General features: G+C 49.9%; 16 protein-coding genes. 8 read left to right on the top strand and 8 right to left on the bottom strand.

Translation table 11 applies throughout. The features are described 5' to 3' along the window. Positions 1-327: 327 nt before the first annotated feature. The 3 genes from DESTI_RS00615 to DESTI_RS00605 all read right to left on the bottom strand — a co-directional run bounded on the left by DESTI_RS00615 (position 328) and on the right by DESTI_RS00605 (position 8,901). Positions 328-5,670 carry an alpha-2-macroglobulin family protein gene (locus tag DESTI_RS00615; protein ID WP_014808028.1) on the bottom strand — a complete coding sequence of 1,781 codons (5,343 nt, stop codon included), beginning with the start codon at positions 5,668-5,670 and terminating at the stop codon, positions 328-330. A 152-nt stretch (positions 5,671-5,822) separates the two neighbouring features. Next, positions 5,823-6,044 (bottom strand): hypothetical protein, encoded by a 222-nt coding sequence (locus DESTI_RS00610; protein WP_041285851.1) that lies wholly within the window; start codon positions 6,042-6,044, stop codon positions 5,823-5,825. 337 nt (positions 6,045-6,381) lie between these two features. Beyond that, complete coding sequence (locus tag DESTI_RS00605) at positions 6,382-8,901, bottom strand: sigma 54-interacting transcriptional regulator (protein WP_169316361.1); 2,520 nt, start codon at positions 8,899-8,901, stop codon at positions 6,382-6,384. Positions 8,902-9,694: 793 nt separating this feature from the next. Between DESTI_RS00605 and DESTI_RS00600 the strand changes: the two genes are divergently transcribed. Next, positions 9,695-11,677, top strand: coding sequence for a methyl-accepting chemotaxis protein (locus DESTI_RS00600; RefSeq protein WP_014808024.1), 1,983 nt, complete (start codon positions 9,695-9,697; stop codon positions 11,675-11,677). A 2-nt stretch (positions 11,678-11,679) separates the two neighbouring features. Here the strand turns inward: DESTI_RS00600 and DESTI_RS00595 are convergent, their stop codons facing one another. Next, the gene (locus tag DESTI_RS00595) at positions 11,680-12,177 is read right to left on the bottom strand and encodes a hypothetical protein (RefSeq protein WP_014808023.1); all 498 of its coding nucleotides are present in this window, start codon (positions 12,175-12,177) and stop codon (positions 11,680-11,682) included. A 183-nt stretch (positions 12,178-12,360) separates the two neighbouring features. Further along, positions 12,361-13,053 carry a PilZ domain-containing protein gene (locus tag DESTI_RS00590; RefSeq protein ID WP_014808022.1) on the bottom strand — a complete coding sequence of 231 codons (693 nt, stop codon included), beginning with the start codon at positions 13,051-13,053 and terminating at the stop codon, positions 12,361-12,363. 509 nt (positions 13,054-13,562) lie between these two features. Here DESTI_RS00590 and DESTI_RS28200 point away from each other — a divergent pair. Next, positions 13,563-14,000 (top strand): response regulator, encoded by a 438-nt coding sequence (locus DESTI_RS28200; protein ID WP_014808021.1) that lies wholly within the window; start codon positions 13,563-13,565, stop codon positions 13,998-14,000. Between the two features lie 373 nt (positions 14,001-14,373). Here the strand turns inward: DESTI_RS28200 and DESTI_RS00575 are convergent, their stop codons facing one another. After that, entirely contained in the window at positions 14,374-15,315 is a 942-nt protein-coding gene (locus tag DESTI_RS00575) for a sulfite exporter TauE/SafE family protein (protein WP_014808020.1), read from the bottom strand. Between the two features lie 268 nt (positions 15,316-15,583). Between DESTI_RS00575 and DESTI_RS29625 the strand changes: the two genes are divergently transcribed. The 6 genes from DESTI_RS29625 (at position 15,584) to DESTI_RS00550 (ending at position 22,576) form a co-directional block, all read left to right on the top strand. Then, positions 15,584-16,060, top strand: coding sequence for an FAD-binding oxidoreductase (locus DESTI_RS29625; RefSeq protein ID WP_083846572.1), 477 nt, complete (start codon positions 15,584-15,586; stop codon positions 16,058-16,060). Further along, complete coding sequence (locus DESTI_RS00570; RefSeq protein WP_014808019.1) at positions 15,987-17,426, top strand: IS1182 family transposase; 1,440 nt, start codon at positions 15,987-15,989, stop codon at positions 17,424-17,426. Before DESTI_RS29625 ends, DESTI_RS00570 begins: the two co-directional genes overlap by 74 nt. A 196-nt stretch (positions 17,427-17,622) precedes the next feature. Next, positions 17,623-18,873, top strand: a complete 1,251-nt coding sequence (locus DESTI_RS00565) for an FAD-binding oxidoreductase (protein WP_041285849.1) — start codon at positions 17,623-17,625, stop codon at positions 18,871-18,873. Between the two features lie 341 nt (positions 18,874-19,214). Continuing rightward, complete coding sequence (locus tag DESTI_RS00560) at positions 19,215-19,892, top strand: ankyrin repeat domain-containing protein (RefSeq protein WP_014808018.1); 678 nt, start codon at positions 19,215-19,217, stop codon at positions 19,890-19,892. Positions 19,893-20,375: 483 nt separating this feature from the next. Continuing rightward, complete coding sequence (locus DESTI_RS00555; protein ID WP_014808017.1) at positions 20,376-21,800, top strand: ankyrin repeat domain-containing protein; 1,425 nt, start codon at positions 20,376-20,378, stop codon at positions 21,798-21,800. A 23-nt stretch (positions 21,801-21,823) separates the two neighbouring features. Next, complete coding sequence (locus DESTI_RS00550) at positions 21,824-22,576, top strand: ankyrin repeat domain-containing protein (protein WP_014808016.1); 753 nt, start codon at positions 21,824-21,826, stop codon at positions 22,574-22,576. A gap of 237 nt (positions 22,577-22,813) precedes the next feature. On the opposite strand, the gene DESTI_RS28195 is transcribed toward DESTI_RS00550, so the two are convergent. Beyond that, the gene (locus DESTI_RS28195; RefSeq protein WP_014808015.1) at positions 22,814-23,320 is read right to left on the bottom strand and encodes a tetratricopeptide repeat protein; all 507 of its coding nucleotides are present in this window, start codon (positions 23,318-23,320) and stop codon (positions 22,814-22,816) included. Between the two features lie 761 nt (positions 23,321-24,081). Then, positions 24,082-25,578, bottom strand: a complete 1,497-nt coding sequence (locus DESTI_RS00540) for a hypothetical protein (RefSeq protein WP_014808014.1) — start codon at positions 25,576-25,578, stop codon at positions 24,082-24,084. Positions 25,579-25,851: the final 273 nt, after the last annotated feature.

Below are 25,851 nucleotides of genomic sequence, written 5' to 3'. Positions count from 1 at the left end.
AAAGCAAGAGATCCTTCCTAATGACTCATCTCATTCCAGCTTCTGCTCGGTGCTATGTCAGCACGTCATTGCGATGCCAGACCCTGAAGCAATCCCCCGAATGCAGGCTCGTAGTCAGGAGATTGCCACGTCGCTCCGCTCCTCGCAATGACAACATCATATACCGTTCGCGAATAAATTAATGAAATCAATGGTCCGGCAGAGACTCCGTACCCTACCATGAGTCGGTGCGGCCCGCATATGAGCCGGCCCAATTAGGTTCATGAAAGCGAACCGAGTTGCTGAATAGCCGGACCGGATACAAGTCGCATTCAGCACATACTGCGTTTACTGAGCCGGCAAAATAATCACTTTCTTTCCTAATGTCTTGCCGAACCGTTCCGGATGATACATGAGCGAAATTCTCGAGCCTCGCATCCAAAATTCGCCTTCCGCGGTTGCACGAGCAAGGTATGAGTACTTGTAGCGGCCGGTCCAGGCCGTGTCTTTGAAAACACGGACTCCGTCGTCGCGGAACTCAAAGTAGCTTGGAGTAAAGTTGTCCATCCAATCCGGTCCGTAACCCTCGGGCTTGGATTGGGAACTGTCCACTCCTTCGGTTTTCAGGTCGGAATTGATGGGGACTATACCTGCCGGGACAGGATCTTCCAGGGCAAGATACTCGAGCTTGCCGTAATCACGTCTTTTCGCAGGATCGCGGAGATCCATTTCAAGCGTGACCCTGATCACGTCGCCCACACGGATCTCTTCCTTGCCGTTCAGGTTTTCCATGCGTTTGGTGAGTGTGAATCCGTTGCTCAAATGAGCAGGATCGGTCACCACATCAGGATACTGAAAATTCAACGTGTAACCGATCAGTGATTTGGAGTCGCTCTGAATACTCAACTTTCCTGATTTGACGAGCGCTTTGGGGTCGAGTTCCAATGATTCGGAAGCATTGGAAAGCGTGAATTCTTTGGGCTTATCACCGTAATCGAGAACTATTTTTGTAGCGTGCAGTTTTTCCTGGTGCACGGTTCGATAATACTTGCTCAATGCAAACAAGCACCAGCCAGTGTCTGCAGTGGAAAACCACCGGCCTTCAGGTTTAAGTCCCCGAATCAAGAGACCTGCCCACGTATTTGCTTTTTCCCGGTCCGCCTTGGTTTCCACCGCAGCCAGAAGGCACAAAGCAATCTCACGGTACGAAGAATCCGTGTAGTTGCTCCTGTGAGCATCCACCTTCGGTTCCAGTTGCTTGACCATCTGTACGAGCTTCGCATCCGGCAGGAGCTTGATCTTCTTTGCTGCAAGAATCAGCAGGGCTTTTCCTTCGTTCGAGAGTGAACCATAGGTTGCCATGAACCGATCGAGATCCTGAGCGGTCAACCTGCCTCCCTGAGAGAGATTGAAGAGTGCAAGTTCTTTCGTCCATGCCGAGCCGTGGTACCGGTCTGTTTCATTCTTATCGAAAAGCTTGTCCTCGAGGAAATTCAATGCCTTCGCAAGTCTGTCTTCCGGCACAGCAAACCCGCCATCCTTTGCTACCATTAACGCAAAAGTAGCATACATCGTGCCCCACCATGAGACTTCCGTCTGGCCGGGCCAGTACACGAAACCACCTGTAGGCAACTGCATGGAAAGAAGCCGGTTCACCCCGGACGTCAGGAATTTGTCTACTTCCGCAATGCGGATACCGGGAATCGTCCCCGACTGTACGAGTCCTCGCAGGGCCGCCAGCGGAATTACGCCGGAGCTGGTCTGTTCGATGCAACCGTACGGAAAATGCAGCAAATATCTCAATCCGGGAGTTAACTTGCTCCAGTTTGTCATGCTCAAGATGATGTTTGCCTTGAAATCCGCCGGATTGATGCTACCCGGGTCCATATGTCTGATTGCATCCGGAAAAGACACATTTACCTGCGTTTTTTGCGTAAAATCCCCGATCTGAGTTTTGTTCACGGGGAGAAATCGCGAATGAATGGGTAGTGTCAGTTCAATGGCATCGGTAAATTTAGCCTTATCCGCGGTGAAATTCCCGGAGAATCGCATGACGCCTTTAGCGGCCGTTCCGCCCAGAGCGTGCGCTGAAGCCTTGATTACAGCACTTGACCAGGGTTCGAGTGAAATACCCGGTTGCAGGACGCGCAATTCGAGATCTCCGGAAGCCTCGGAACGGATTTCTGCATGCCCCTTGTCAGCGGTTTTGTTGTGCAGCACCAGAGGAAATGTGACCTTATCCCCGGGAACCAGAAATCGCGGCAATGAAGGTTCCACGAAAAATTCCTTGGTCACAACCATATTCCGCTGTGCCGAAGCGAATCCTGCCTGTTTGTCGCAGACCACGGCATACACGCGATAAGAAGTGGTCGTGTCCGGTAGAGTGAACTCTACGGTAGCTTTCCCCGTCGCATCCGTCACCACTGCCGGATTGAAATAAGCCACCGGCCTGAAATCTTTGCGCAGCGTGGGATTCACTTCTCCCAGCCCCATGCCGCCACCCGTGAGCGGTTTGGTGGAGAGCAGGCGATAGAGGTCCTGACTCACTAGGCCCAGGCGCAAGTCTCCGGAGAAAACCCCAAGCGGAAGAGTGAACTGAGCCAAAGAAGACAGAGTTGGGGTCTGAAAACGGGTAAGTGCCAGCACTGCTTCGTCCACCACGCAAACCGCCATTTCCGAAACAATGCCCTTGTTCGCCTGATCGGTCACATGAAAATCGAGAACCTTCTTTTCTCCCGGTCTCCCTTTGAGATCGGCCGTGGACGGTTGAATCTCGACCCGAAGACTCTGAGCTTCACTCCGAACCGCGACATTCGCATAACCGAAGTAGATCATAGGGATATCGGAATCTACCTGGCTGGTGTAAACCGGAAATCCTGCTCTTCCTGCGGGTGCAAACACGGAAATGTAAGCATTCGGCTGGAACTCTTTGGATGTAGTGATTTGAAAGCTTCCATTCGTCCCGTTCACATCCACAACCCGGTATTCGAGAATCCCGCTCTTTTCCACGGTGACCAGACACTTCTTCACCGGTCGCGGAATACTGAATTGCGCACTGAGTTGATCGCCGACCTTGTATTCCTTTTTGTTGAGGGAAAGAAGGATTTCGCGACCGGTTCGCGGCCCTGTTTTCAGGTTTTCCCGCGCCCAGGTGTCATATTCTTGCCATCCCACCTTGAATACAATCTGAGTCGTGTATTTTCCCAGATCGTCAGCGTACGTGAAGGACAGCATATAGCTTCCACCCTCGTTGAATTCAGGCTGGAACACTGCCTGGCCATCGGTGAGGGAAACCTGGGTAGTAAGAGTCTTCATCCATCCTTCTTCCCATGATTCGCTCACACTACCCTCATCGTCGCGTTTCTCAGTGTAGTAATAATCTTGTTTCAAAATACCGACTTCAAGCGTGCCGCTTTTGACACTTTTCCCCTCGCGGTCCACCACCACGATTCTGAGAGGAGCTGAATATCCTGTCTGCACCTGTTTGGGATGATCCGAGACACCGACCATCACGTTTGGAATGGGATTGTATGTTGTGACTTCCGTTGCAGGCTCACCATCCACGTCGAGCACAGTAGCGGACACTTCCACTCCATAGATTCCTGTCAGCAATCGCGCATCGAGCGGGATTGAAACACTCAGCTTGCCCTGGGAATCCAGCATGGATTCGCCGGATTCCATGAACTGCGTTGTGTCGCTCTCGTTGCCGAAGAAGAAGGCGTCCCATTCTTTCACCTTGTTCACGGCCGGGACCAGAGTAGCTTTCCACCGCACTTTTCCGTGCTTCACGGGCCCGCCGGTGTAGTACTGTCCTGAAATGTCCGCAACAAGGAAATCCTCGTCTCGTTTGACCCCTACGAATGCGCCGGTCACCCGTTTCTGTTTCAGAAAGAGCGACGCATAATGTTTGATTCTCTTGAATTCCTGGACCATAAAGGTAGTGGAGAAGGTGTTGGTTTTGCCCTCGGATCGGACAATCGATGCTTTGAGGTTGTAAGTTCCCACGGGAAAGAAGCTTTTCACTTCAAATGTGTCCCAGCACGAGCCGTACTCGTTCAGCTCCAAATTTTTGCTGTAGCTCACCTCATCACGCGGGTCCGTTATCTCGATATGCACCTTTTTGCCGACAGGCGAGATAATCTTGTTCTGTTCGTACCCGCGGGCAAGAAATTTGAAATGTACGGTTTCTCCCGGCTTGTACACTCCCCGTTCCGTAAAGGCGTACCCCGTGTACGAATCCACCGAGTCTTTAACAGCCTTCTGAGGAGTCACGGTAAAAGGTTTGAGTTCAAAGCCATTCAACTGCAGACCGCAGGAATCCGTTGGCGTCGCGGCTACAGCCCACCCTACACTGGCGAGCAGAAGCTGCCTTTTTGTCAGAGTTCCCGATGCATCCACAGAGGGGACTTCTTGACCCTCGCTGATAATCAGGCAGCCGTTCTCGTCTGTCTTACCTGGGAAAAATTTGGCCCCGTCAACAGTAGAAAGAAGCACCTCGGCTCCCGGTACAGGCTGTCCTGCATACAATGTGGTTACCCATAACAGGAGATTCTTGGGAGAAGACTTGTACGTAATGGACAGATCGGTTATCTGGACCAACCGTGAAGCTGCGCCGTGGAAATTGTTGTCCGGGTCTTTGAACGATACTAACCAGGCACCGCCGTCATCAGGATTCTTCCTGAATGCAAGGGGTATGGAAAAAGGATACACATGATCTTTTCCTTCTTTGGCAAAGAAGACTTCCGAATCCTGCGACGATTCCGAGAGGAACAGCGGACTGATGCCGGACAGTTTTTTCAATTCCGCGATTTGTGATTCCAGGTTAAATTTCGCTGTTTGCTTTCCTCCTGAATTTTGCCCTGACGCTTCAGGCAACAGAAAAGCAGGGACGCGGGTCAACTCGCACCTGACCTTGTCCACATTGGAAAGAGTCAGAGACATAAGCTGACGGCCGCGCAATTCTACGATGGAACGGTCGGTCTTTATGCTTATATCCGGCTTTATTCCCGGACCGGTGAAACTGAATTCTTTGGCTTCCAGTACAGCTTTTCCACCACTGACGGCTACCGGGGCAATTTTTAACTTATAATTGCGGCCGAACTCGAAATTTCCCGTGATTTGATAATTTTGAAATCCCTGACGAGAGACTTTCATATTGGGAACTTGCGGGACAATTTCAAGTGCGATTTTGGAGAACTCGTCTTCACTGATTGATTCGGTTGTAGAAAACTTTACGCCTTTATCGGTTTTCGATCTGTAAAAGGTGCTGAAATTCGTTACATAAACAGTGGTAACAGACAAGAACTGGTAACTGAATGGCTTCTCGAGCAAAAAGCGGCCTGAGGAATCGGTAAGACTCTTTTCTATGGCGATGGTAATGGAAACCGGCTTGGTGAAACTCTTTTTGCCTACCAGGATAAATCGTTTGGACGGAGCAGAAGCGGGACGATCGGTGGCAGGATCCACCAGGTCGAATTGTTCTCCGGATTTTTCGGCAGTGACAGTAGTTGCTCCGGTTAAATTGGAGGGAAAAACCGGATGGTTGAAATTCAACATAACCGCCCACCGGTTATCGCCAAAATTATACCTGTACGCGTAAACAGTGAGGTTCCGATCTTCGGCGAACGCTTGCCCCAGCAGGATCAGAAATACTAAACTCAACAATAAACCTGCTAGACATCCTTTTTTCATGGCAACTTTCTCCCCTCAAATGCCTTGAGACCAGTTGTCTCCGCGTGGATTTACAAAAGGTCGTTCGGATAATCTTCTCGTGAAAGCAAACCGGATGCATAAGGCCCGTGCACGGTAGAAACTGAGCTTTCCGTCAGGATAGACCGGCCGCGCTATTTCGGAGGATGCATCTTCTCCGGTCCGCAGACTTCCTTCAAAGCCTTTTCAGCTTCAGCTTTGGAGCGAAAAGGTCCCTCGATGATCGTGATGTCAGGCTTTGTACGCATGATTTCGCATTTGCCGGACTTGTCTTTTACCAGCAGCCACTGCTGAGCAAATGCAGACGTAGAAACGAGACAACCTGCAACTATAATTAAAAGAATGATTCTCATCATAACGCCTCCCATAGGTACCGATTCGCAATCGTAGCAGCAAGATCCGGGGAACCTTTTTGTAAAAAGGTTCCCCGGACCCCTCCAAAAACTTTTAACACTTGCCTAAATCTCGGTTTTTGAGAAAACCGAGATTTAGGCGAATGCTAGAAATTCTTGGGAAGGGGCTCGGGGAAACACTTCTTATAAGAAGGGTTGCCCCGATTTTACTCTTCGATTGCGAATCGATATAAGTGGATCAATTTCGACGGCTCACGTCAAGTTTTTTCAACGTCTTTACAGTGAGCTCACGTTTCGTCAATACGAATGAAGAACTTGTATCGGGCAGGAGGTATGTTTGTCATTCCGGAAAGGCATTCATCATGGCGATAAGCAACAGCCCTGCGAGAATGATGTCGAGCGCTATATGAGGCAGCACTCCCCAGCGCCTGCGAAAGCGTCCTCGCGGAGATGATGCGCCTAACCTGGACATGGTTACCAGCGACCAGAGGCATCCGCCCAAAATGACGATTTGCTGCACACGCGTGATGAACGATCCCGATATAGAGGAAACCGGTCCCGCAAGTGCATCTACTCCGGAGTATTTGCCTAACAACTGTAAGAGATCGGGCCAGAGAGCAAAGAAATAATACAGATGGAACGCGAGAAACCCTGCGCAGGTCAGGGGAAGAAGCGACAGAGCGAACCGCGAATAATTTTCCCAATATCTCTCTCTAAAAGCACGGTGTGACAGCAAGGAAGCAATCAATGCTATCGCATTCACTGCCACAATGAAGCCGATATAGACAATAGTGAACTTCAGAGTGCCCGATACGGGAAGCCAATCCGTGAGTTTGTCGTAAAAGGATGTTCGGGTGATAATATCACTCAGGAGCGCCCCATTCAGCGCGAGCACCAGGAATCCTGTTCCGGTCCGTACGTGGCGCACTTCTCCCAGCTCATGACCGGGTATACGTACATTCAGATTCACCGCATTGTACGGACAGCTCTTCACGCAGTTACCACAGATTTTGCAGAACTGATTGCTATGGAGCGTGGCGACAACCTGTCCGAACGGACAGCCTTCCGTTTTTCTGCTGCCATAATAGCACTCGTGGGAACTGCACTCCGATAGGCATATGGCACTATCGGCTCTCAACTCTATCATGGAAGTCCTTGCGAAAAGACCTGTCATGCCACCCAACGGACATAAATACCGGCACCACGTTTGACGTGCAAAGAGCGTATTCAGCACGAATGCCACCAGGAACATGGTTACCAGGAGCATCCCCAGACTGGACGGGGAACTCCTCATATTCAGGACTGATTCCAGCCATATAATGAAAAGAATTCCGCCCGCGATAAGGAAATCGCTGCGCATCCTGAGGCTTTCAGGGAATTCCAATTCCAGGGAAACAATCCGTTTCGCGAGCGTGCTCAAGGCTCCAATTGCGCAAATGCTGCAGGAGACTCTTGCCCCGAAAAATGCGCCCAGAATAACTGACGGCCAAGCAAGAGACCACATGATAACGGCTGCCAAATTTTTCGAAGCATCGGCAGGCCCCAGGAACAGAAGCAATACTATGCCCAAAAAAACAGGCAAGAATGCACTCTGCAGGATAGCGGGAAACAAAGGACTCACCAGCGCTTGTCGAATCGGTTTGAGTTTCAGCAGATTGTACCGCGTTCCACGTTCGGTTCTCTGTTTGTCGAAGGTCAAGTCTTGCCGACGCACCGTGCTGCCGGGAGTGATCAGAACGGATCTTCGCATCGCATTGGCGAGTTCCAGGTCGTTTCCGGGCCAGGAATAATCGACCATGGCCTTCAGAGTAATGTCCTCTAATTCAGGTGGTCGCTTGTTAACTTCCCGTGCGTAATGGGTCAGATAGTGTGCTGCAAGTGCAGGGATAACCGTGCGTCGCTCTCTGAGTGGCGGAATGATGAGAGCGGTCCGCTGAAGCTCATAGAGAAGTGGATGACGGTCCGGACTAAATTGTGAAGGATTCAGTTCTGTCGTGCATATCAGACGAAAATCCGCCCTAATCCTCTCATTGCCACCCATTGGACAGTAAAACTGTGTTTTTAACGCATCGAGCAGCTTCTGCTGGGCCACTGCGCTTAAGAGATGAGCCCCCCGCACAAAGAGCGTGCCTTCCCGGGCCAGATCCAAATATCCCGGTAAAATTCTCGTCGTACCGTCGGCACGGAGGACGATTTCTCTACCAAACAGTGCCCATATTTGATCCATCGCGAGGCCGCGTTCCTTTGAAGAGGGGCCGGCTTTTGTGTGAAGAAAAAACGACTCGGTGCCGATCTGTTTCACGTTAACCGGAACCAGGACCTCGTTATTCCTGGCTGCTGCGTCAAATATGGCGTACGCCAGGACATCCTTTCCGACACCGGTCTCGCCGATGATCAATACGGATTCGTTTGAGATAGCCAGAGCCTGAAATCGTAATTGCACATCATGGGGAATGCCCGGGTGGGAGGGATACGCACAGACCGACGCAGGACCGGTCTCAGTTGTCTCGGCTGATGAGAATTCAAGCCGATCGACCCGGATAGTCTTCTTTCCCAAAGATTTCAGCAAAGCCACGGTGAATTCAGGGTTTTCACGCAACAGCCGCTGAAATGTGTTCACCGATATTTCCAGCACTTCTGTGGGCTCTGTGGCCACAAGACCCGCATCGACCGGCCAGCGACGTCCTGTAAGAAATCCGAGGTCTCCGAAGACATCTCCTGGTTCAAGGCTCTCTACAATGACTTCCTGGGCTGCGCGGTAACCCAGCACAACCTGGGCGCGGCCCGACAAAATGCATAGAATGCGGTCGTTGGCTCCCGATCGGGTAATGGGATCTCCGGAATCGACCGTACGAACCACCACGCCCTCTGTCAAAAGAGGCTTGAAGAGGATCGGAATATTTTTCTCGAGCTCCGTTCCGGATTCTGGTGAAGAAGTGCTATGTGACATCCAGGGACCTAAAAACTAGTATTCTCATGTATGCGTGCTCGATGCACAAAAACGCCAAATTTTTATTATACCATCATACCGCAAAATCTTACACGTGGTGATCAAGTGTCAGTGTCAGTCTTCTCTTCTGGAGATGGGATGATCATTCGACATCCGTGCTTCTTTCCGATGAATATTTCACACAACGATAACGAGAACAAAACAATCGCATCGTTTTATTTATCAAGGCTCCTTTTCAACTTCAGCTATTCGGGCAAAGCATTGTGTATCTATAGGGCAAAATCGAGTGACAAAAATGTCACGTATTTGACTAGGATTGCGAGAACGTTATCCATTTTTCACCGCTCGTTAGCGCGCTCGTGATAATGCGCTCCACGAGACCGTTATCTGTACAAATGCGGTTTCAAACACTGCTTTTTGTTATGATCGAAACTGAAGATGTACATATTTCACAGAATTTCTTTGACTACGAAAAGCTATTTGAGTGATAGTTGAAAGAGGGGTGTGCTTACATTGTGCTCATATTAGAGGAGCAGCGCCCGGTTTAATTAAGGCCTACCGCAACTTATCACTGAGAATATGAAATCGAAAGGTGCTTTATAAAAACGTAGATTTAACTTCGCTTTCTGTATTCATGTGTAACACTATTGGACCGCGTGACCGAAATGTTCCCTACCGATCGATTTCATAGATGAGGCTTCTTATGAAATGGAATTTTCGTTTCGGAGTCCTGTTCAGCAGTTTGCGAAATCGCCTGCTCGTTTATTTCCTTACCATGTCGCTGATTCCGCTGGTTGTAGCATCTCTGGTGGCTTATCGCACTATCGTTGTCGGCGCGCAGGAGACCGCCATCCGAGAGATGTCTGCTTTAGCGCATTCGGCAGCGAATGCAGTCAACGTGTACATGAACGATCGAGTCGGCGATCAGTTGGTATGGGCCAAATCGAACACGGTCCTGGAGTCCCTGGAGATTGCTGAAGCCCGCGAACATGCGAATGATATGTTCAGGGATTTCGTTCATCTTGCACAAACCTATGAAGCTGTATTTTTATTGGACCGTCGCGGAATATGCGTAGCGGCAAGCTCACCGAATTTTCTCGGGCTCAATTTTTCTTCTGACCCTCTGTTCGTCAACGGTCTCAAAAGCTCACTGTATCTCAGAGATTTGTTCCGTGATGCTCGTGTGACTGAGATCAACCCTGCGTCTTCAGGATGGACTGTAGGAATTGCCACGCCCGTGAAAATTGGCGACGAAGTGGTCGGCATCTTGGGTGCACTGCTCAAATGGTCTGTTGTCGAAACGATTCTCAATGAAACTAAAGTCGGGAAAACCGGATATGTATACGTAATCAACAGTGACCAGCGTGTCGTTGCTCACCCTTCCCGTGATTATTATCTCGAAGCAGTAGCCGGTCCCAAAATAGGATTGCCTGATTTGGCGGAAGCATTAAAACGGGAAGCCGCGTATTATGAATACTCATTTCAGAATCGTCAGACGAATCAGTTGGACAGCAAGATTGTGGGGCTCGCCTATCCCAAAGGTTTCGGCAACTTTCCCGGCCTCGGATGGCAGTTTGGCGCGGGAGCCGATATGAGTGAAGTCATTGGTTTTGTCCCCACAATTTTCCGGAATATCGTCATTGTCAGTTTGCTTGCCGCACTTGCGATTGCAGCATTCTCATTTTACCTGGCTCGAGACTTGGCATTGCCAATCACAAGGGTGGCAAACGAGATAATCAAGATAGGTGAAGGCGACTTGACAGTCGAACTTCCGGCAGCGACAAGAAATGACGAAATGGGAACGCTTGTCACCGCTTTTGGTTCGATGATGGAGAATTTAAGAAACCAGACCAGGCAAATTCTTAGAGGTGTTAATGTTCTGACAAACGCGAGCGATAACATTTCCAAAGCAGTGTCCCGCCTCACCCAAACGGTCTCGGAAAGCTCCGGCGCTGTTCAAAAGGCTACTGACATTGTGCATGAGGTTCAAAGGGAGGTACAGCTCTCGTCAGAAAAGGTAAGAGGCGTTTCGGACCAGGCGGGGGCAGTAACGAATTCCGGTGTGGCAGCGGCAGAACAAACAGCTCTTAATATGGGTATTATTAAAGAACAGATGCTGCGAATCAGAGGAAGAGTCGATAAGCTTCAAGTCCGAAGTCAGGAAATTGAGAAAATTGTCGATTCGGTGCGTGATATTGCCGATCAATCGCAGTTGTTGGCTGTCAATGCTTCAATCGAGGCTGCTCATGCAGGCGATCACGGTCGTGGTTTTTCCATTGTTGCATGGGAAATCAAGAATCTTGCAAGCCAATCCAAGCAGTCAACCGATAGTGTCCAGAAATTTCTCAAGGAAATCGACGATTCTGTTCTAGGTGTAATTCAAGCCACTGAAGCAGCCGAAAATGCAGTTTCTGCAGGTGCAGAGCAATCCATGCTTGCCGGACAGTCTATTCGGTCTCTCGCCGGAAGTCTCACGGGATCTGCGGACACCATAAGTGCCATTGAATCCTCAAGTAATCAGCAGGTCAAAGGCCTTGAGGAGATCTCGTCGTCAATTACAGGAGTTCAACAGACAGTGTTACAAAATGTCGAGAGCGCTCAAGACCTGGAAGATGCTGCCCGGGAATTGCATGGCCTTGGCAATGAACTGACGTTTCTGGTAAGTCGGTTCAAAATCGATAAATAACTTTACTCGAACACTGGACCAGGCAAATCGGGATTCGCGGCCTCTTTCGGCCGAGCAACAAGCTTCACGTATTTGTAAAGCAGCCAATAGAAAAAGACCTCTAGAGGCATATCAAATGCAGCCACAACAGGACGGAAATTAGCATCAATGCCAAACGTCGCATGAAACAAAGTTTTTGTTACTATAAAAATAGCCGAGAACAGCACCCCAATCTTTATACTGACTGGCCAACTCAGGCAGATCATGCGTCCGATGAAATCAGTGTTGTCACCATTTCTGTTGACTCTATAGCAGAGAATCGTTCCTGCGATAGTGATAATGACACCTACAGCACTGGATATAAATTCCACCATATTAAACGTCTCAGGGAAAAAAGGGGCTAATTCCAAAACGATGCTGTACATAAGAATAGCTGCAATATAGTACTTGAACCTCTCCTTTTCCTGCACTCGTCCCTCGCGAAGATCTTCCGCCAGTTTGGACACATTCCACCAGTACATTGAAACCCTCCCTCCGAACTCGATTATTATTCGTCTTATGCGAAAATTATAAGTCAAAATTCTGCCTTGCAGCCTGAATCTGAATTGGTGCCATTGTTCCCTTTTTGGTTCAGTCCGGAACGAAAGATGTAGTCGACTCTTCCGACAACAAGCTTCTATGAATCCCTCCTTAATGGAGACATGCTAAAGTGTGAGCAACTGTATCAATTTTCGCAATTCCTCGGCATCTTTGTCTGATATTGCGGTAATTCTGAACCCTGAAAGAGAATCACGGGGATCTGCTTCCGTTTTCGTCCATCTGCATTCCGCTTCAAACGAAAAGGGTGCGATTTCGATGAAATCTTCGTGGCTTATTTCAAAGCTCACCACGTCTGAAACCCTGGTGGTATATCCTTTGACACCAAGCCCTTTTTCAGAGATGTCTAGTATTGTTCCACAACTCTCGGTGGACCCCTTCAAACTGAGATGAAGCTCGAAATCCAGACAGAATCGTGTTTGTTCTCTCGTTCTTTCGGGTGGAGAAGACCTGAGATACCCGCAAAGTTCGTTTGAAAGCTCGGAAGGATACAATTTGTTCGCTTGAATGAGTTTCTTGAGAGCATTTCTTAACATATTCTGCGACAATCCATGCATTGTCATCAATTCTCCGGACGATACACCGGATTTGATATCTGCTACAAGATTTTGCGCTTTAATCGTCCGCTTCCTGGGAGCCACGGGGAGAGTTGGAGCCGGTTCGAGAATTCCTCCATCCACTAATTCGGACAGAGTACTCTGTAATTCTTCATAAGACTGCTTGAATTTGTCGCTCAATGCCACGTCAGTCAAGCCGGCCTCAATGTAGAGCATTATTTCTTGAGATACGTCACGGGTCATCGGCAAACATTTCCGTATCAAAATCTAAACAGAAAAAAAGCCGCTAAGACAAGGTGAAGCGTCCCCCATTCCACGGCTTGTTATCTCAATTATCTTTTATAAGCCTCAACTCGAAAAACCTGTACTTCTGATGTACTTGTACCCTGATTAATAGAGATTCACAAGTTATTTTCTCCTAACATTTCTCGGCGCAGTGGTTCGAAAATTTCCGGAAATCATGCAAAAGAGCAATCTTCTCTATCCCCGGTTTGTTCAAACAATTTTCACAAAAGTCATCAGCAGCTTCGGTAGGCGAATTCCATTCATAATGATGGAGAATGAATATCGAAATTTCAAAAGCGCCGGATCCAAGTTTTACGACCTGTCAGAAAAATTGACAGTGGCCCGACGGCCGCGTTCGCATCGATCCGAAAAAAACCGATTGGTTACGCAGTTGTACGAGATTAACAGAGGACTATTCTGTTGGCACAACCATTGCTTGTCAATCATAATCTGGAAGGACTAGTGCAATGGAAAACCCGTTTACCCTTTTAATCGCAGACCGCAATCGGCATGTAAGGGAGTTTCTCCGCCGAGAATTTATGTCAGAGGGGTACGTAGTCCATCTTGCAAAAGATGACCGAGAATTGCTTTTGATGATTGAAGCCGAGGCAAACCCCGATCTGTTGATTCTCGATCTCGAGATGCCTTATGCAGGCGGACCGGAAGTGCTCCAACAGCTCCTGGATTTGAAGCCGCTGCTGCCCGTAGTGATACACACCTTGATGACTGATAACGCGGACCATGAATCGGTTCGGAGAGCCGCGGCATTTCTTGAAAAACGTGGGAATAATATAGATAACCTCAAAGAAGTTGTGGTATCCGTGCTCAGAAAATCTTACCCTCACCGTTTCGACGCAGATCCCGAGATTTCCAATACAAATGAAGACCAAAAAAGCGCTGGTTGACTCCTGGTGTGCAGGAATTTGCGTAAGGAATTCTCAGGCACCAATGAAAGCGTTCTTTGCCCCGAGAAGCTTGGAATTCACCCGGAGACCTTCTCTCAAAGATTCCATCCCAAAAGAACACCGACACGTGTTTTGTTGAACGTATTTAGCAATTGCCAAAATCAGTGTCCGATCAAAGATTAGGGATATTGGTGGGTGCTGTGCCTCCGTGCCGGCACATATTCATATAATCAATGATATCGATAGAATGGACCGGCAGGGATGCCGGTCCCCACTAACATCATGTATTGGAGCATGGGATAGACGTCAGAATTTTCGGCAATCGTCACAATAATGCACTCCCTCACGGAATATACGTGCGAGATTTTTCCTTCTAGTAGCAATAGCCTATCACATAGCGGATTCCCAATCCGGTTATCAGAATAGCCAGAACCGGTCGGATGATTGAGGCCGGCACATACTTTTGAGCAGAAGCTCCAAAATACATGCCCACAAACCCACCGATGCCGAAGAGGAACCCCAGGAGCCAATCCGGAGCGACAGCCATTCCCGGTACAGCAACAGCAGGCCCGAGGAATTGATACAGGAGCACACCTCCGATGGAAGTGACACACGTCCCCATGAGCGTTGCTCCGGCAATCGTGTGTATCGGCAATCCAAAAAACGCTACAATAAACGGCGCAATAATCGCTCCTCCGCCAATTCCGTAAACTCCGCCGATAAGGCCGACAACGAGAGCCAGCATGAAAAGGCCGGTTGTGTGGAACGAAAATTTCTCGCCGAAGAATTCATATTCCGTTTTAGCAAGAGACCAACTCAAGGTCCGAATAGCCTGCCCGGAACCTGGATGGGAAGCACGTGCAGAGACCTGCTGCCTCATTTTCGATTCCGCTGATTTCGCAGCGGTCTGAACGCCTCGATCGGTGAGTACCTGGATCAGCAACCGCCCGCCAATGTAACAGAGAACTGCTCCAGCAAATAGTTTGAATGCTCTCGGGTCCGGAAGATACCAGATGCGGATGAACATGCCTCCTACCAATCCTGGAAGCGTACCGAAAATGATGTTCCAGGCCAGCGGCCAGTTCATTCTGCCTTCACGAAAATAACGGTACACCGCGCTGGGAATACCGACGATGTTAAAGACGAGATTCGTAGGGGAAACTGCAGGACTCGTAAACCCCAGGATACTGACCTGAAACGGCAATATGAGAAAAGCTCCTGAAATTCCTCCCATGGATGTGAAAAACGATATAACGAAACCTACAAGCGGTGGAATCCAGATTGCAGTCTCAACACCTGATACGGGAAAAGTCATGTGGACCTCCTCCAGGGTAAGGCACCGCGCTTTTGAATCGGCCGAGCACTCGCCTTAACGTGTGACTCTCAAACAGTATGTCAGTACTGGTTATGTGTCGGTTCATCTTATGACACGGTTTTTCTTTATTTCGTGTCAATATCGTACGAATTCCCGACTCACATTGTCAAGCTTTTTTCACATCCCCTGTTTGATTCGAACAGCGCTTCTGCTACTATTTCCGCTGAGATTGGAGTCTGTTACAGGTCACGACTGAACGGATGTATGTATGGCGTCATCTTTGGACAACTTCATTTCAGAGTTGAAAGCACACGGGATTTCCGTAACTCGAACGGATTTGACCGATTTCATGAAAGACGAGTCAAGATTCCGAGGGCACGCTGAAGGAATGATTCGGCCATCCAATAAACATGAAGTCATTCAGGCGATTACCGCTGCCAACCGACATTCGGTTCCGATCACTGTCGCATCAGGCAGGACTTCTCTCACAGGGGCCTCTGTTCCGATCGATGGTATTGTCATGGATTTGAGCAGATTGAACGCTGTGAACCCTGCCGATCCATCCGAAACGGAGCCGGGAATAAGAAACTGTCTCAAAACTCCATTTTGGGCTCGCGATTTGCCAAGAGATGTACTAGAAAGGAGAGGAATTCAACAACCACGAGGCTGTCATGGGCAAACAGATCCGGGCCGATTACGAACAGATCTTGATGTTTCCGCCGTCAGTGGAAGACTGGGTGGCTAAGGATCACCCGGCGCGCTTTATCCGAGATTTCGTGGATTCCTTGGATCTGTCCGAGTTGGGAATCGAGGTTCCCGACAGCGATACAGGACGTCCTCCGTATGCGCCAGATCTTCTGTTGAAGGTGTGGCTTTTCGGATACTTCAATCGGATCAGGAGTACCCGTAAGCTTGAAAAGGGTTGCCTTGAGAATATGGGGCTGATTTGGCTGACGGGGATGAATGCTCCGGATCATAATTCCTTATGGCGATTCTTCAAGGCGAACAAGAAATCATTGAGGCATCTGTTCAGACAGTCGATTCGTGTTGCTCTGAAGGCCGATCTGATCGGTCTAGCTCTTCATGCCGTGGACGGGACCAAGATCCAAGCCGTCTCATCCAACGACAAGGCTCGGGGTCGTGAGCACCTGGAGAGGTTTCTGGAAAGTGTTTCGGAGAGATTGGACCGCACGATTGCCGATGCGATGACTGAGATAGAGAGAGCCGAGCGGGAAGAGACCGGTGAGTATCGCCTTCCGCAGTCCATGCAAGACGGATTGAAACGGAAACAGCGGATACAAGAGGCTCTGAAGGAGTTGGATGAATCGGACAAGAAGTCAGTTCACCCTTCGGAACCGGAAGCTCGCTTTATGAAGAATCGCCGGACCAAAGACTTGTCGTACAACGCTCAGGCGGTTGCCGACCAAAAGAGCGGCCTTATCGTGGCCGCAGATGTGGTCACGGATGGGGCCGACAACGGGCAATTGGTCCCCATGCTCGACAAGGTGAAAGAGAATCTGGGCGCTGTGGCAGAGGAAAATGTGGCGGACGGGGGATATTTTTCCTCAGGGCAGATAGGTCTGGCCCATGAGCGAGAATACGGCATTCTTATCGGGAAATCGTCAGGGGAAATTGTTTCCGAGAGAGGTGCGGATGAGGATCTCTATCACCGATCCCGGTTCGTCTTTGATCAGGAGCGTGATTGCTTCATATGCCCTGAAGGGCGCTTGTTGCCTTTTCATCAGCGGAAAATTAACGGCAAGAACCACAATGAGGTTCGCAGGTATCACTGCAAGGATTTTCTAACGTGTCCCAATCGCTGGAAATGCTCCAAGAGCAAGAACGGACGCCTCATAGACCTCAGCGTTTACGAGGCGGCCCTAGAACGACACCGCAGCAAGAGGGAAAAACCAGAGAACAAAGAGCGCCTGAAGACTCGAAAGAAGATTATCGAGCCACCGTTTGCCTGGATCAAGAGCGCATTAAGCTTTCGGCGATGGACCGTGGCCGGAATCGACAACGTAAAGGCCCAGTGGGACCTTATTTGCACGACCATAAATCTCAGGAAGCTCTACCACCATTGGGTATCCGGCGAGGTGGCATTCACGTAAGCAGCCGGAGGGAGACCATGACCTTATAACGGACAGTACACTCGGATCGAACCTCGCCTGATCTTCACTTGACGGGACTGCTTTTTTCCCAGAAGCAGGTCCTCCCGTCCGGCTTGCGTGATTCGCCGCAGTGCGCAGGTTTTGAGACGCTTTCATAAACCTCAAGCTATACAGGAGCCTCGTTGAACTGAACGGAATGTTCTATCCGCCGGATCCTACATCTGAAGAGTCCTGCACCTTGGGTGGAACCGTGGCCACAAATGCTTCCGGCGCACTGAGTTATCGGTACGGTCCTACGCGGGATTATGTTGAGGCAATCGAGGTAGTTCTGGCTTCAGGCTCAGTCCTGAAATTGCATCGAGGCCTGATTGAAAGCAGGAACGGGGTATTCAGAATTCCCGCGGAAATGTTCTCCCCGCGAGCAGATCTGGATCTGGTCTTGCCTGTACCCGGGGTGGAACAGCGTCCCTGGAGAGAGTGCAAGAATTCCGCCGGTCTTTTCTCATCCGATCCTTTGGATCTCATAGATCTGTTCATCGGGTCCGAGGGAATTCTTGGAGTCATCGTCAATATCAAAACTCGATTGTTGCCTGCGCGATTGCCGCATTTCGCTCTTATGGCATATCTTCCGGACCGGCAAACCACAGTCCGTCTGGTGACTCTGCTGGACCATTTTCGAAGGTGCTTGTCCGGTGAAACAGAGATTGAAAGAGAACTCTGTCGCGAGCTGGCATTCTGGGGGATGAGTAAGAATTCCCGGCTAATCGCGAAATTGCAGCCATCCTGTATGGAATGGCTTCACCGGTCCGTCGCTCCCTTCTTGAGCGCTGAAATCGGTCACAAACTTCACACTGCTTACGGTGCCTTGTACATAGAGCAAGAATATGATCCAACGGAAGATCCCATGGAACTGGCCTCCATATGGGCTGAATTTATAGAGTCATTGAATGGAAGGCTTGCCGGGACCGGGATTGTGACGGAAGTCGCTTTTGACTCCGGGCAAATACGCAGAATGAGAAAAGAGCGCCAGTCAGTTCCGGAACAGCTCAATGAGCTGATCAGACCGGGCCTGGTCAAAGTCGCCACGGATTTCTCGGTGCCCATGAAGAGTCTCGACACCTTTCTGGCACTTCATGATGAGCTTCCACAGGGAAAGACATACTGGTTCGGTCACATAGGAAATGCGCATATTCATGCGAACATGATTCCGGATTCGCCGGAAGAAATGGAGCATTTCCGAGCAGAGTACAGGCTCATGGCCAAGAAGATCTGCTCTCTGGGCGGAAGCGTTTCCGGAGAGCACGGCATCGGCAAGTTGAAGCGTGAGATGCTTGAAATGATGATCGGCCGGCAGGGTCTGGAGAGTATCCGGAACATCAAAAGCATTCTCGACCCCGGATTCATCTTAAATCCTGGAAATATTATTTCTGAGAAAGTTGAATCCTGATATAGTGAGCCGAGTTGTATATAGTACCTCTCCGGCGGCTTTTCCCATAGCCAAACGTGTCCAGACCACGATGAATTGTCTTATACCATTTCGCCGAAAACTTAATAAAATCGGGAAGTCCGGCAGAGACGCCGGACCCTCCTATCAGCCGGTAGTGGTCGGCCTCCGTGCCGGCCAAAATTGGGTTCATAAAAGCGAATTGGCCTTAGGATGTTCACGTGAAATCGATTGATGCATAGTGGTTCTTGTGCCATTTTGATGCAGAAATGTAACATTGGGGAAATCTTCTTTGTAAAAGAATGCTCCCACGATTGCGGTATCGAATGAGAGGGGACGAATCAATGGAAACACAGCTTTCTATTGCAGCCGAATCGGGCAATTTGGATGAAGTCGTAAGAATGATTCGCGAGGGGGTACTTGTGGATTCTGTGGGGCAAGACGGCCTGACACCATTGATGAAGGCAACTATGAAGGGCAATGTGGAGATCGCTGAATTCCTCTTGGATCAAGGAGCCGATGTTGAGGCGAAAGACCCTTACGGCTGGACCCCCCTGTTGTGGGCGGCTGCCGTAGGTCAAGCCGAACTTGTAGAGCGGCTTCTCGCACGTGGGGCTCACATTGAGGCTACCGATCAATACGGAGCCACCGCGCTCATGAAAGCAGCGCGTCGCCATTTCCCGGAAGTCGCCAGGATTCTCATTCAGCGTGGAGCACAGATCAACGCTGTGGACAATCTCGGTCGCACAGCGCTCATGCGGACCGCGAGAAGAGGATTTTTCGATCTGGCCGCTCTTCTCCTCGAATCAGGAGCAGACACGGAAGCACGGGACGAATATGGCGCTACTTCTCTCATTATAGCTGCATCGGAAGGTCATGAAGAGGTCGTACGCGTGCTCCTCGAAAAGGGCGCCGAGATGCACGCAAAGGATAAGAACGGCTGGACTGCTTGGCTCTGGGCCTTCTCCGCCGGTCACGCAAATGTAGTCAAGTTGCTGAAAGCTCATGGAGCTCAGTACTGATCGTAGTGGGCTCACATCATCCCGGCACTGGAGTGTTCTTTCCGCCCGCTTATTCGACCTGACCGGACTCATGCGGATCGAATGTCTGCACGGCTTAAAAAGCACTCCGGGAATAACTTCTGGAGATCGGGATAGGGCCCACACTCATTTATCGCTTAATCCGGCTTTTACATTCTGTCAGGAATTATTACAGTCGTGCGACAGCAAATTCACGACTCATTACTCTCATGAATCTCCAATCCTTCCTTTTCTGGGACTTAATCGTTTCCTGTCATTGGCACGCCTATTGCTTCTTACGACTTTAGACAGAGAGCGCCGAGCGGTATCCTGCAGCAGGCCGACTTACTTGCGGATCTCTCGGGAAGACTGAATAGCAGGTAAGAGCGATCTTGCCGAGCTACTCCGCTACTCCCCGGAATCGGCCGATTCGAACCGTGAACTCATGCGCATCTCTTGTTCAGATCCCAGGAGAGGTGATTACCGATGGCTCTCATGATTTGCTATGAATGCGACGGCAAAGTGTCCAGTCTTGCGAAAGCTTGCCCCCATTGCGGCGCACCCATGGAAAATAAGCTGATCAAGATTGTGGAATGCGGAGATATCGAAGCTCTTCAGGACCTGATCAAGAGAGGAGCTAACGTTAATACAAAAGACAGAGCAGGCTGCACTCCGCTCATGAAAGCTGCCGAACTCGGAAACGTCTCCATTCTCGAAGTGCTGCTCAAGTCTGGAGCAGAATTTCAGATTGCAGACGAATCCGGTGCTTCTGCGCTCATGTGGGCAGTCTCAACCGGCAATCCGGAGGTTATAAGGATTCTCCTCGATGCAGGCGCAAGCGTGACTGCGAAAGAAGATAGCGATCAAGCGCTCATATGGGCGGCAGCTCAGGGACACTCGGATATCGCCGAATTGCTGATCAAGTACGGAGCGAATGTCAACACCGCAAACGAAACCGGAAGAACTCCGCTGATAGAAGCCTGTTCGAGGAATCATATCGATTTCGCAGAAATTCTTCTGAGGCATGGAGCGGATGTCAATGCCAAAGACAATAAGAATGAGTCAGCGATCTTCAAAGCTGCAAAAGCCGGAAATGCAGGGATAGTAAGACTTTTGCTGGAGAAAGGCGCTGAGATCGATCCGAGAGCATTGCGATGGGCGGCGGCTGGAGGACATCGCGAAATTGTAGAAATCCTTCTGAGACATGGCATGGATACCGATTCAGCAAATGCTGACGGTGTTACCGCTCTCATGAGGGCCGCTCTCATGGGCCATGTCGGGACTGTGAAAACGCTCTTGGAACACGGAGCGGACGTCAATGCCAAAGATGCAGAAGGGCTGTGCTCGCTCGTTTTGGCAGCACGAGAAGGTCATGTCGGAGTGGTTCAGCTATTGTTGGAAGCAGGAGCAGATCCGGACTTCCCCGATGCAACAGGGTGGACGCCTCTGATCTGGGCTGCATCTCTCGGATACGACAATGTAGCCGCACTTCTTCTCAAATACGGTGCCGACATTAATTATCAGGACAGATTCGGGGCTACCGCCATCATGAAAGCGAGTAGGCGCGGATTTACTGAAGTCGCCGGTTTTCTTCTGGACAAGGGAGCAGATGTGAATGCTGTGGATGCAGATGGGGGAACGGCTCTAATGCGCGCGGCTAGAGGCGGCCATTCGAGAGTAGTCAAATTGCTTTTGGCTCGGGGGGCTAATCCCAATCTTTCGGACAAGGACGGAAATACCGCTCTTATATTGGCGGCAAGCGAGGGACACAGAGAAGCTGTCCGACTGATTCTGGAAAAAAATCCTGACATTAAGGCTCGGGATAAAAATGGATGGACCGCAATGATGTGGGCTTCTTCCATTCGCAATAGGGACATCATAAGTCTCCTGGAAAAATATACTGCTAAGTAATTCTCTTGACGGAGGAAAATATCATGGCTTTAACAGCATGTTACGAGTGTGGAGACGGTGTATCCAGTCTCGCCGAGGCGTGCCCCCATTGCGGCGCACCCATGAAGAATAAAATAATCTACGCTTCCATGACAGGTAACACAGAGAGAGTGCGTGAACTGATAGAAGCCGGAACAGATGTGAACGAAAGGGATTCCGAGGGATGGACTGCTCTGATTGTGGCGTGCAGAGAAGGTCAGGTAGGGGTGGCGAATTTGCTCATCCAAAGCAATGCGGATGTTCGCATCAAGGACAAGAACGGATGGACGCCTCTGATGTGGGCTGCGGCAACAGGGCAGGAAGCGATTGTCAAAATTCTGTTGGATAAAGAAGACGGGCTGGAAGACCGCGATCAGTACGGAGCCACTGCCCTGATGAAGGCGTGTCGACGTGGTTTTGAATCGGTAGTGCGGTTCCTCCTGCAAAAAGGGGCTGACGTAAACGCCAAAGATGACTATGGATGGACGGCTCTCATGCGTGCGGCCCGAAGAGGATACGTTGCAGTCGTGAAAAGTGTTGTCGATGCGGGCGCAGATCTGGAAGCAAAGGACCAGTACGGTGCTACGGCTCTCATTGTAGCCTCGGCAGAAGGACATGCCGATGTGGTTAAGCAGCTTCTGAACGCTAAAGCGGATATTCACGCAAAAGATCGAAACGGATGGACTGCACTCATGTGGGCTTCGTCGGCAGGAAATGTGGAAGTGGTCAAGATCCTCAAAACATATGGAGCCGAATAACCGGCAAGATACTAGAGGGGACCGGCGGTCTCCCTGCCGGTCCATTCTATTGATATCATCGATTATATTAAATATGTGCCGGCACAGAGGCACGGCACCCACCAATATCCCTAATCTTCAATCAGACACTAATTTTCACAATTGGTGTATACGAAATGCCATACGTTAGCCGCGCCATGTGCAGCCGTATTGACAGCTCGATGCTCCCCTTTCGCCCTGGAGGATCGAGAAGATCTGTTATTGTCCTTTTTTATCGGCCGGCGGTTCAGGCGGTTTGGTGGGTTTAACCACTCCTTCCATAGATTCCCGTGTTTTCGCCGCGAGTTCATCGATCTTCTGTTTTGCAGCAGTGAATCCCTGATCAGCGGCTTTCTTCATCCACTCGAAAGCCTCATCGGGTTTTTGCGCCAACTCTTTTGCCTCCATGTACAGCTTGCCGAGTTTGTACTGGGCCTCGGCAAATCCCTGGTCCGCAGCCTTCTTGTAATATTCTGCCGATTTCTGAAGATCCTTGGCGACTTTCTCACCTTCTCTGTAGAGATCGGCGAGTTTGGTTTGGGCCTCTGCGTTGCCTTTTTCTGCAAGATCTTTCAGTTGATCGATGGCCGATTCCGGTTTGTCGGCTGGTTTTGTCTGGGAATACCCCAAGTTCGGTATTGCAATCAGCAGTCCTAGGGCGCACAGGACCGAACACAACAAGCGAAGTATCGATAAGGAGTAGAGCTGTCCAGCGTTCTTTTTCATAGTCTACCTCACACATGTATATTCGAGTCCACAGGTTGGGACAATTTATAGAAAAGATAGTTGCCTGAATCAGGTTGGAATAAAAATCGATCATGTGCGCCTCAGTGTCAACCGCTATCCTCGATTTGACTCGTGATTCGATGCTCACCATATTTTATGTACGTGTACTATCTGACGGAGGTCATCATGAAAAAGTCCAAAAAATGCTGTTGCATCAACGGTATTTGTTACCGAATGACTGATGAATCGGAATGTCCCATATCCGGCGGACAGATGGTAGAAGATTGTTCCTCCTGTAAGTAACCCGGCAAATTAAGGGACATCGCCCATACACCCCTTAGAAAAGATTCATATATAGCTGTAAATAAGGGAACCTTACCGCAAAGAGAAGGTTCCCTGAATTTTCATCACTTATACCGATTCACTTTTCTTCCAAAATCTGGGAGGCTGGAGTTTCCTCGCTCCGGACGACGCAGAGCCGTCTATAGCGGTTATCGAAAGTCTTGACGAAATCCAATGCCTGCAATGAGAAGAATCAGTAGCGCCGGCGTCCCTGCCGGCGAGAACTTATTGATTTGTTTGGTGAATTGTTCGCCGGCACGGAGGCCGGCGCTACCAATTGCTGGGAACTGCTCTTCACAATCCGTGATTACTTTCGAGAATCGGTATAATCACTCCGCTCCGGACACTCCAGCCTTCGCTATTTTATGTGCACAACTGCGAAACGGTATTGCACGTTTGCGGACACTTGCTAATGGAACTCAATTGATCCGGTAGAGTCTCCAGGTACCTTCTTTCGTTACGGGCTGGACCGGAAGCTTGCTCATCAGGAGAGAATGTACCCGATCGGGCCCATTCACGATTATATGATCGAACCATTCCAAATCTGATTCACGCAACCGGCCGGGAAACCATTCCAGTCCGCCTGTCCAGGATCGTTGAAATTGCGTCTTGTATACAACGAGGCAGGGCGAAAACTCGGCAAAGGAAAAGTTCAGCAACCCTCCCTTCAGCACCTGGGAATAAGCAAACATCTGGATGAAAGGATATCCTCGTACGATTTCACTCTTCTGGGGAAAGCTCAGGCCGAGGGTTTTCGGTGACTGGGGAAGATTCTCCAGTGCAGCTCTGAGTCCCGTCAATTCGGTGCGTTCGAATGCAAACCACGCTGAAGCGACGTATATGGCAAATCCTGCAAGCACTGCGAGAGCTGCAGCTCTGAGGTAACCAGGCTTATATCGGGGGCCCGGCATGGCTCCCAGGAGCAGGATTGTTGCAGGCGGAACCCACCGTTGACCGAAACGTATGGTGTTCATGAATTTGTCTGGGAGTATCAATGCGAACACCAGGAACATTCCGGCACATAGGAGCATTTCAGCGTCTGTTTCCGCAGCAAATTCGGACCAGGTGCGCCGGGCCGATAGAACGAGCCACACGAGACAGAAAACGAGGATAATGGCCTCAGCATTTCCCTCCAACCCCCCGAGCGCAGCATCTGCCAACCATGAAAAACTGATTCTGGATAAGGGATCTGTGGCCCACAAGGGAGGCGTAGCCATTGTGGAACCTGCAAGGAGTGGATACCAGAGAATTACCGCAATTACGAGCGGGCCCAAGTATGCGATTCCGTGTATCAGTGTTCGAATCGAACGACGGATGCATACTCCATGGAGCACAAACCATGCGACTCCAGCCAGGAGCCAGAGCACATGGCTCAGGTAAAGGAGCAATCCCAACGTGGAAAACGTTGCGAACGACTTCCACGAAAGTCTTTCATCGTCCGAATCCGATACAGCTTGAAACCAGAGCAAAAAAATGGGCCAGCCAACTGCAAAGCTATAAAAACCCCAGTACACAATATGATTGAAAAAGAACACCCCAGCTAAAATTGCCGAGGATTCCGGCCTGTTTCTCTTCCTTGCAACCCACCAAAATGCAAGAATCCAGAGAACGCCGATCAGGGCCATTCCCACTCGTCCTGCGTCATGTGGGCCGAAAACCATCCAACTTCCACCAAGGAGCAAATATGAGAGGCTGTACGGAGTGAACCACTGAATGCGATACGGTCCCCCACCGTCATCGTGGATTGTCTCGAGAAATAGTCGAATCTGAGCAGATTGTTGAGGCAGATCGGTTATGGGTGGGAAATCCACAATCGCAAAAGGGATAATTACGGCTATACAGCAGCCGAAAACGATCAGAAAAGTTGTACGGCTATTTTGGAGAGAGTTGGTGATGCTATTTCCAGAGAATGACATTTCTGACCAGAAGGAGATTCGGGTTCCGGCGAGTGCCCAAAGTTTTTGAGGAGGGGTTCAGGGCACAAGCGTTAACTTAAGCTCATTTATCTTTTGTTCCGGAGGAACATCTGATAATAGGCCGGCGATTCATCGCCGGTTACCTGAGCAATTATAAGGATTCGTGAGTCCCAGAGGGACGGCTGATTCACAGGAGTCCCGGCAATGAATTACCGGGCTATTTCCTTTCGTCCCATAGGGACGTAAGAGATTGGAACAAAGTTAGCGCCGGAG

Origin of the sequence: Desulfomonile tiedjei DSM 6799 (assembly GCF_000266945.1) — a bacterium.
Taxonomy (GTDB): Bacteria; Desulfobacterota; Desulfomonilia; order Desulfomonilales; family Desulfomonilaceae; genus Desulfomonile; species Desulfomonile tiedjei.
Note: the sequence above shows the minus strand (reverse complement) of the source record. Positions and strands in the feature narration are given on the sequence as shown.

Coding starts and splice junctions, on each gene's coding strand:
- DESTI_RS00615 (WP_014808028.1), bottom strand. CDS start 5,670: ATGAAAAAAGGATGTCTAGCAGGTTTATTGTTGAGTTTAGTATTTCTG.
- DESTI_RS00610 (WP_041285851.1), bottom strand. CDS start 6,044: ATGATGAGAATCATTCTTTTAATTATAGTTGCAGGTTGTCTCGTTTCT.
- DESTI_RS00600 (WP_014808024.1), top strand. CDS start 9,695: ATGAAATGGAATTTTCGTTTCGGAGTCCTGTTCAGCAGTTTGCGAAAT.
- DESTI_RS00595 (WP_014808023.1), bottom strand. CDS start 12,177: ATGTACTGGTGGAATGTGTCCAAACTGGCGGAAGATCTTCGCGAGGGA.
- DESTI_RS00590 (WP_014808022.1), bottom strand. CDS start 13,053: ATGACCCGTGACGTATCTCAAGAAATAATGCTCTACATTGAGGCCGGC.
- DESTI_RS28200 (WP_014808021.1), top strand. CDS start 13,563: ATGGAAAACCCGTTTACCCTTTTAATCGCAGACCGCAATCGGCATGTA.
- DESTI_RS00575 (WP_014808020.1), bottom strand. CDS start 15,315: ATGACTTTTCCCGTATCAGGTGTTGAGACTGCAATCTGGATTCCACCG.
- DESTI_RS29625 (WP_083846572.1), top strand. CDS start 15,584: ATGGCGTCATCTTTGGACAACTTCATTTCAGAGTTGAAAGCACACGGG.
- DESTI_RS00570 (WP_014808019.1), top strand. CDS start 15,987: ATGGGCAAACAGATCCGGGCCGATTACGAACAGATCTTGATGTTTCCG.
- DESTI_RS00565 (WP_041285849.1), top strand. CDS start 17,623: ATGTTCTATCCGCCGGATCCTACATCTGAAGAGTCCTGCACCTTGGGT.
- DESTI_RS00560 (WP_014808018.1), top strand. CDS start 19,215: ATGGAAACACAGCTTTCTATTGCAGCCGAATCGGGCAATTTGGATGAA.
- DESTI_RS00555 (WP_014808017.1), top strand. CDS start 20,376: ATGGCTCTCATGATTTGCTATGAATGCGACGGCAAAGTGTCCAGTCTT.
- DESTI_RS00550 (WP_014808016.1), top strand. CDS start 21,824: ATGGCTTTAACAGCATGTTACGAGTGTGGAGACGGTGTATCCAGTCTC.
- DESTI_RS28195 (WP_014808015.1), bottom strand. CDS start 23,320: ATGAAAAAGAACGCTGGACAGCTCTACTCCTTATCGATACTTCGCTTG.
- DESTI_RS00540 (WP_014808014.1), bottom strand. CDS start 25,578: ATGTCATTCTCTGGAAATAGCATCACCAACTCTCTCCAAAATAGCCGT.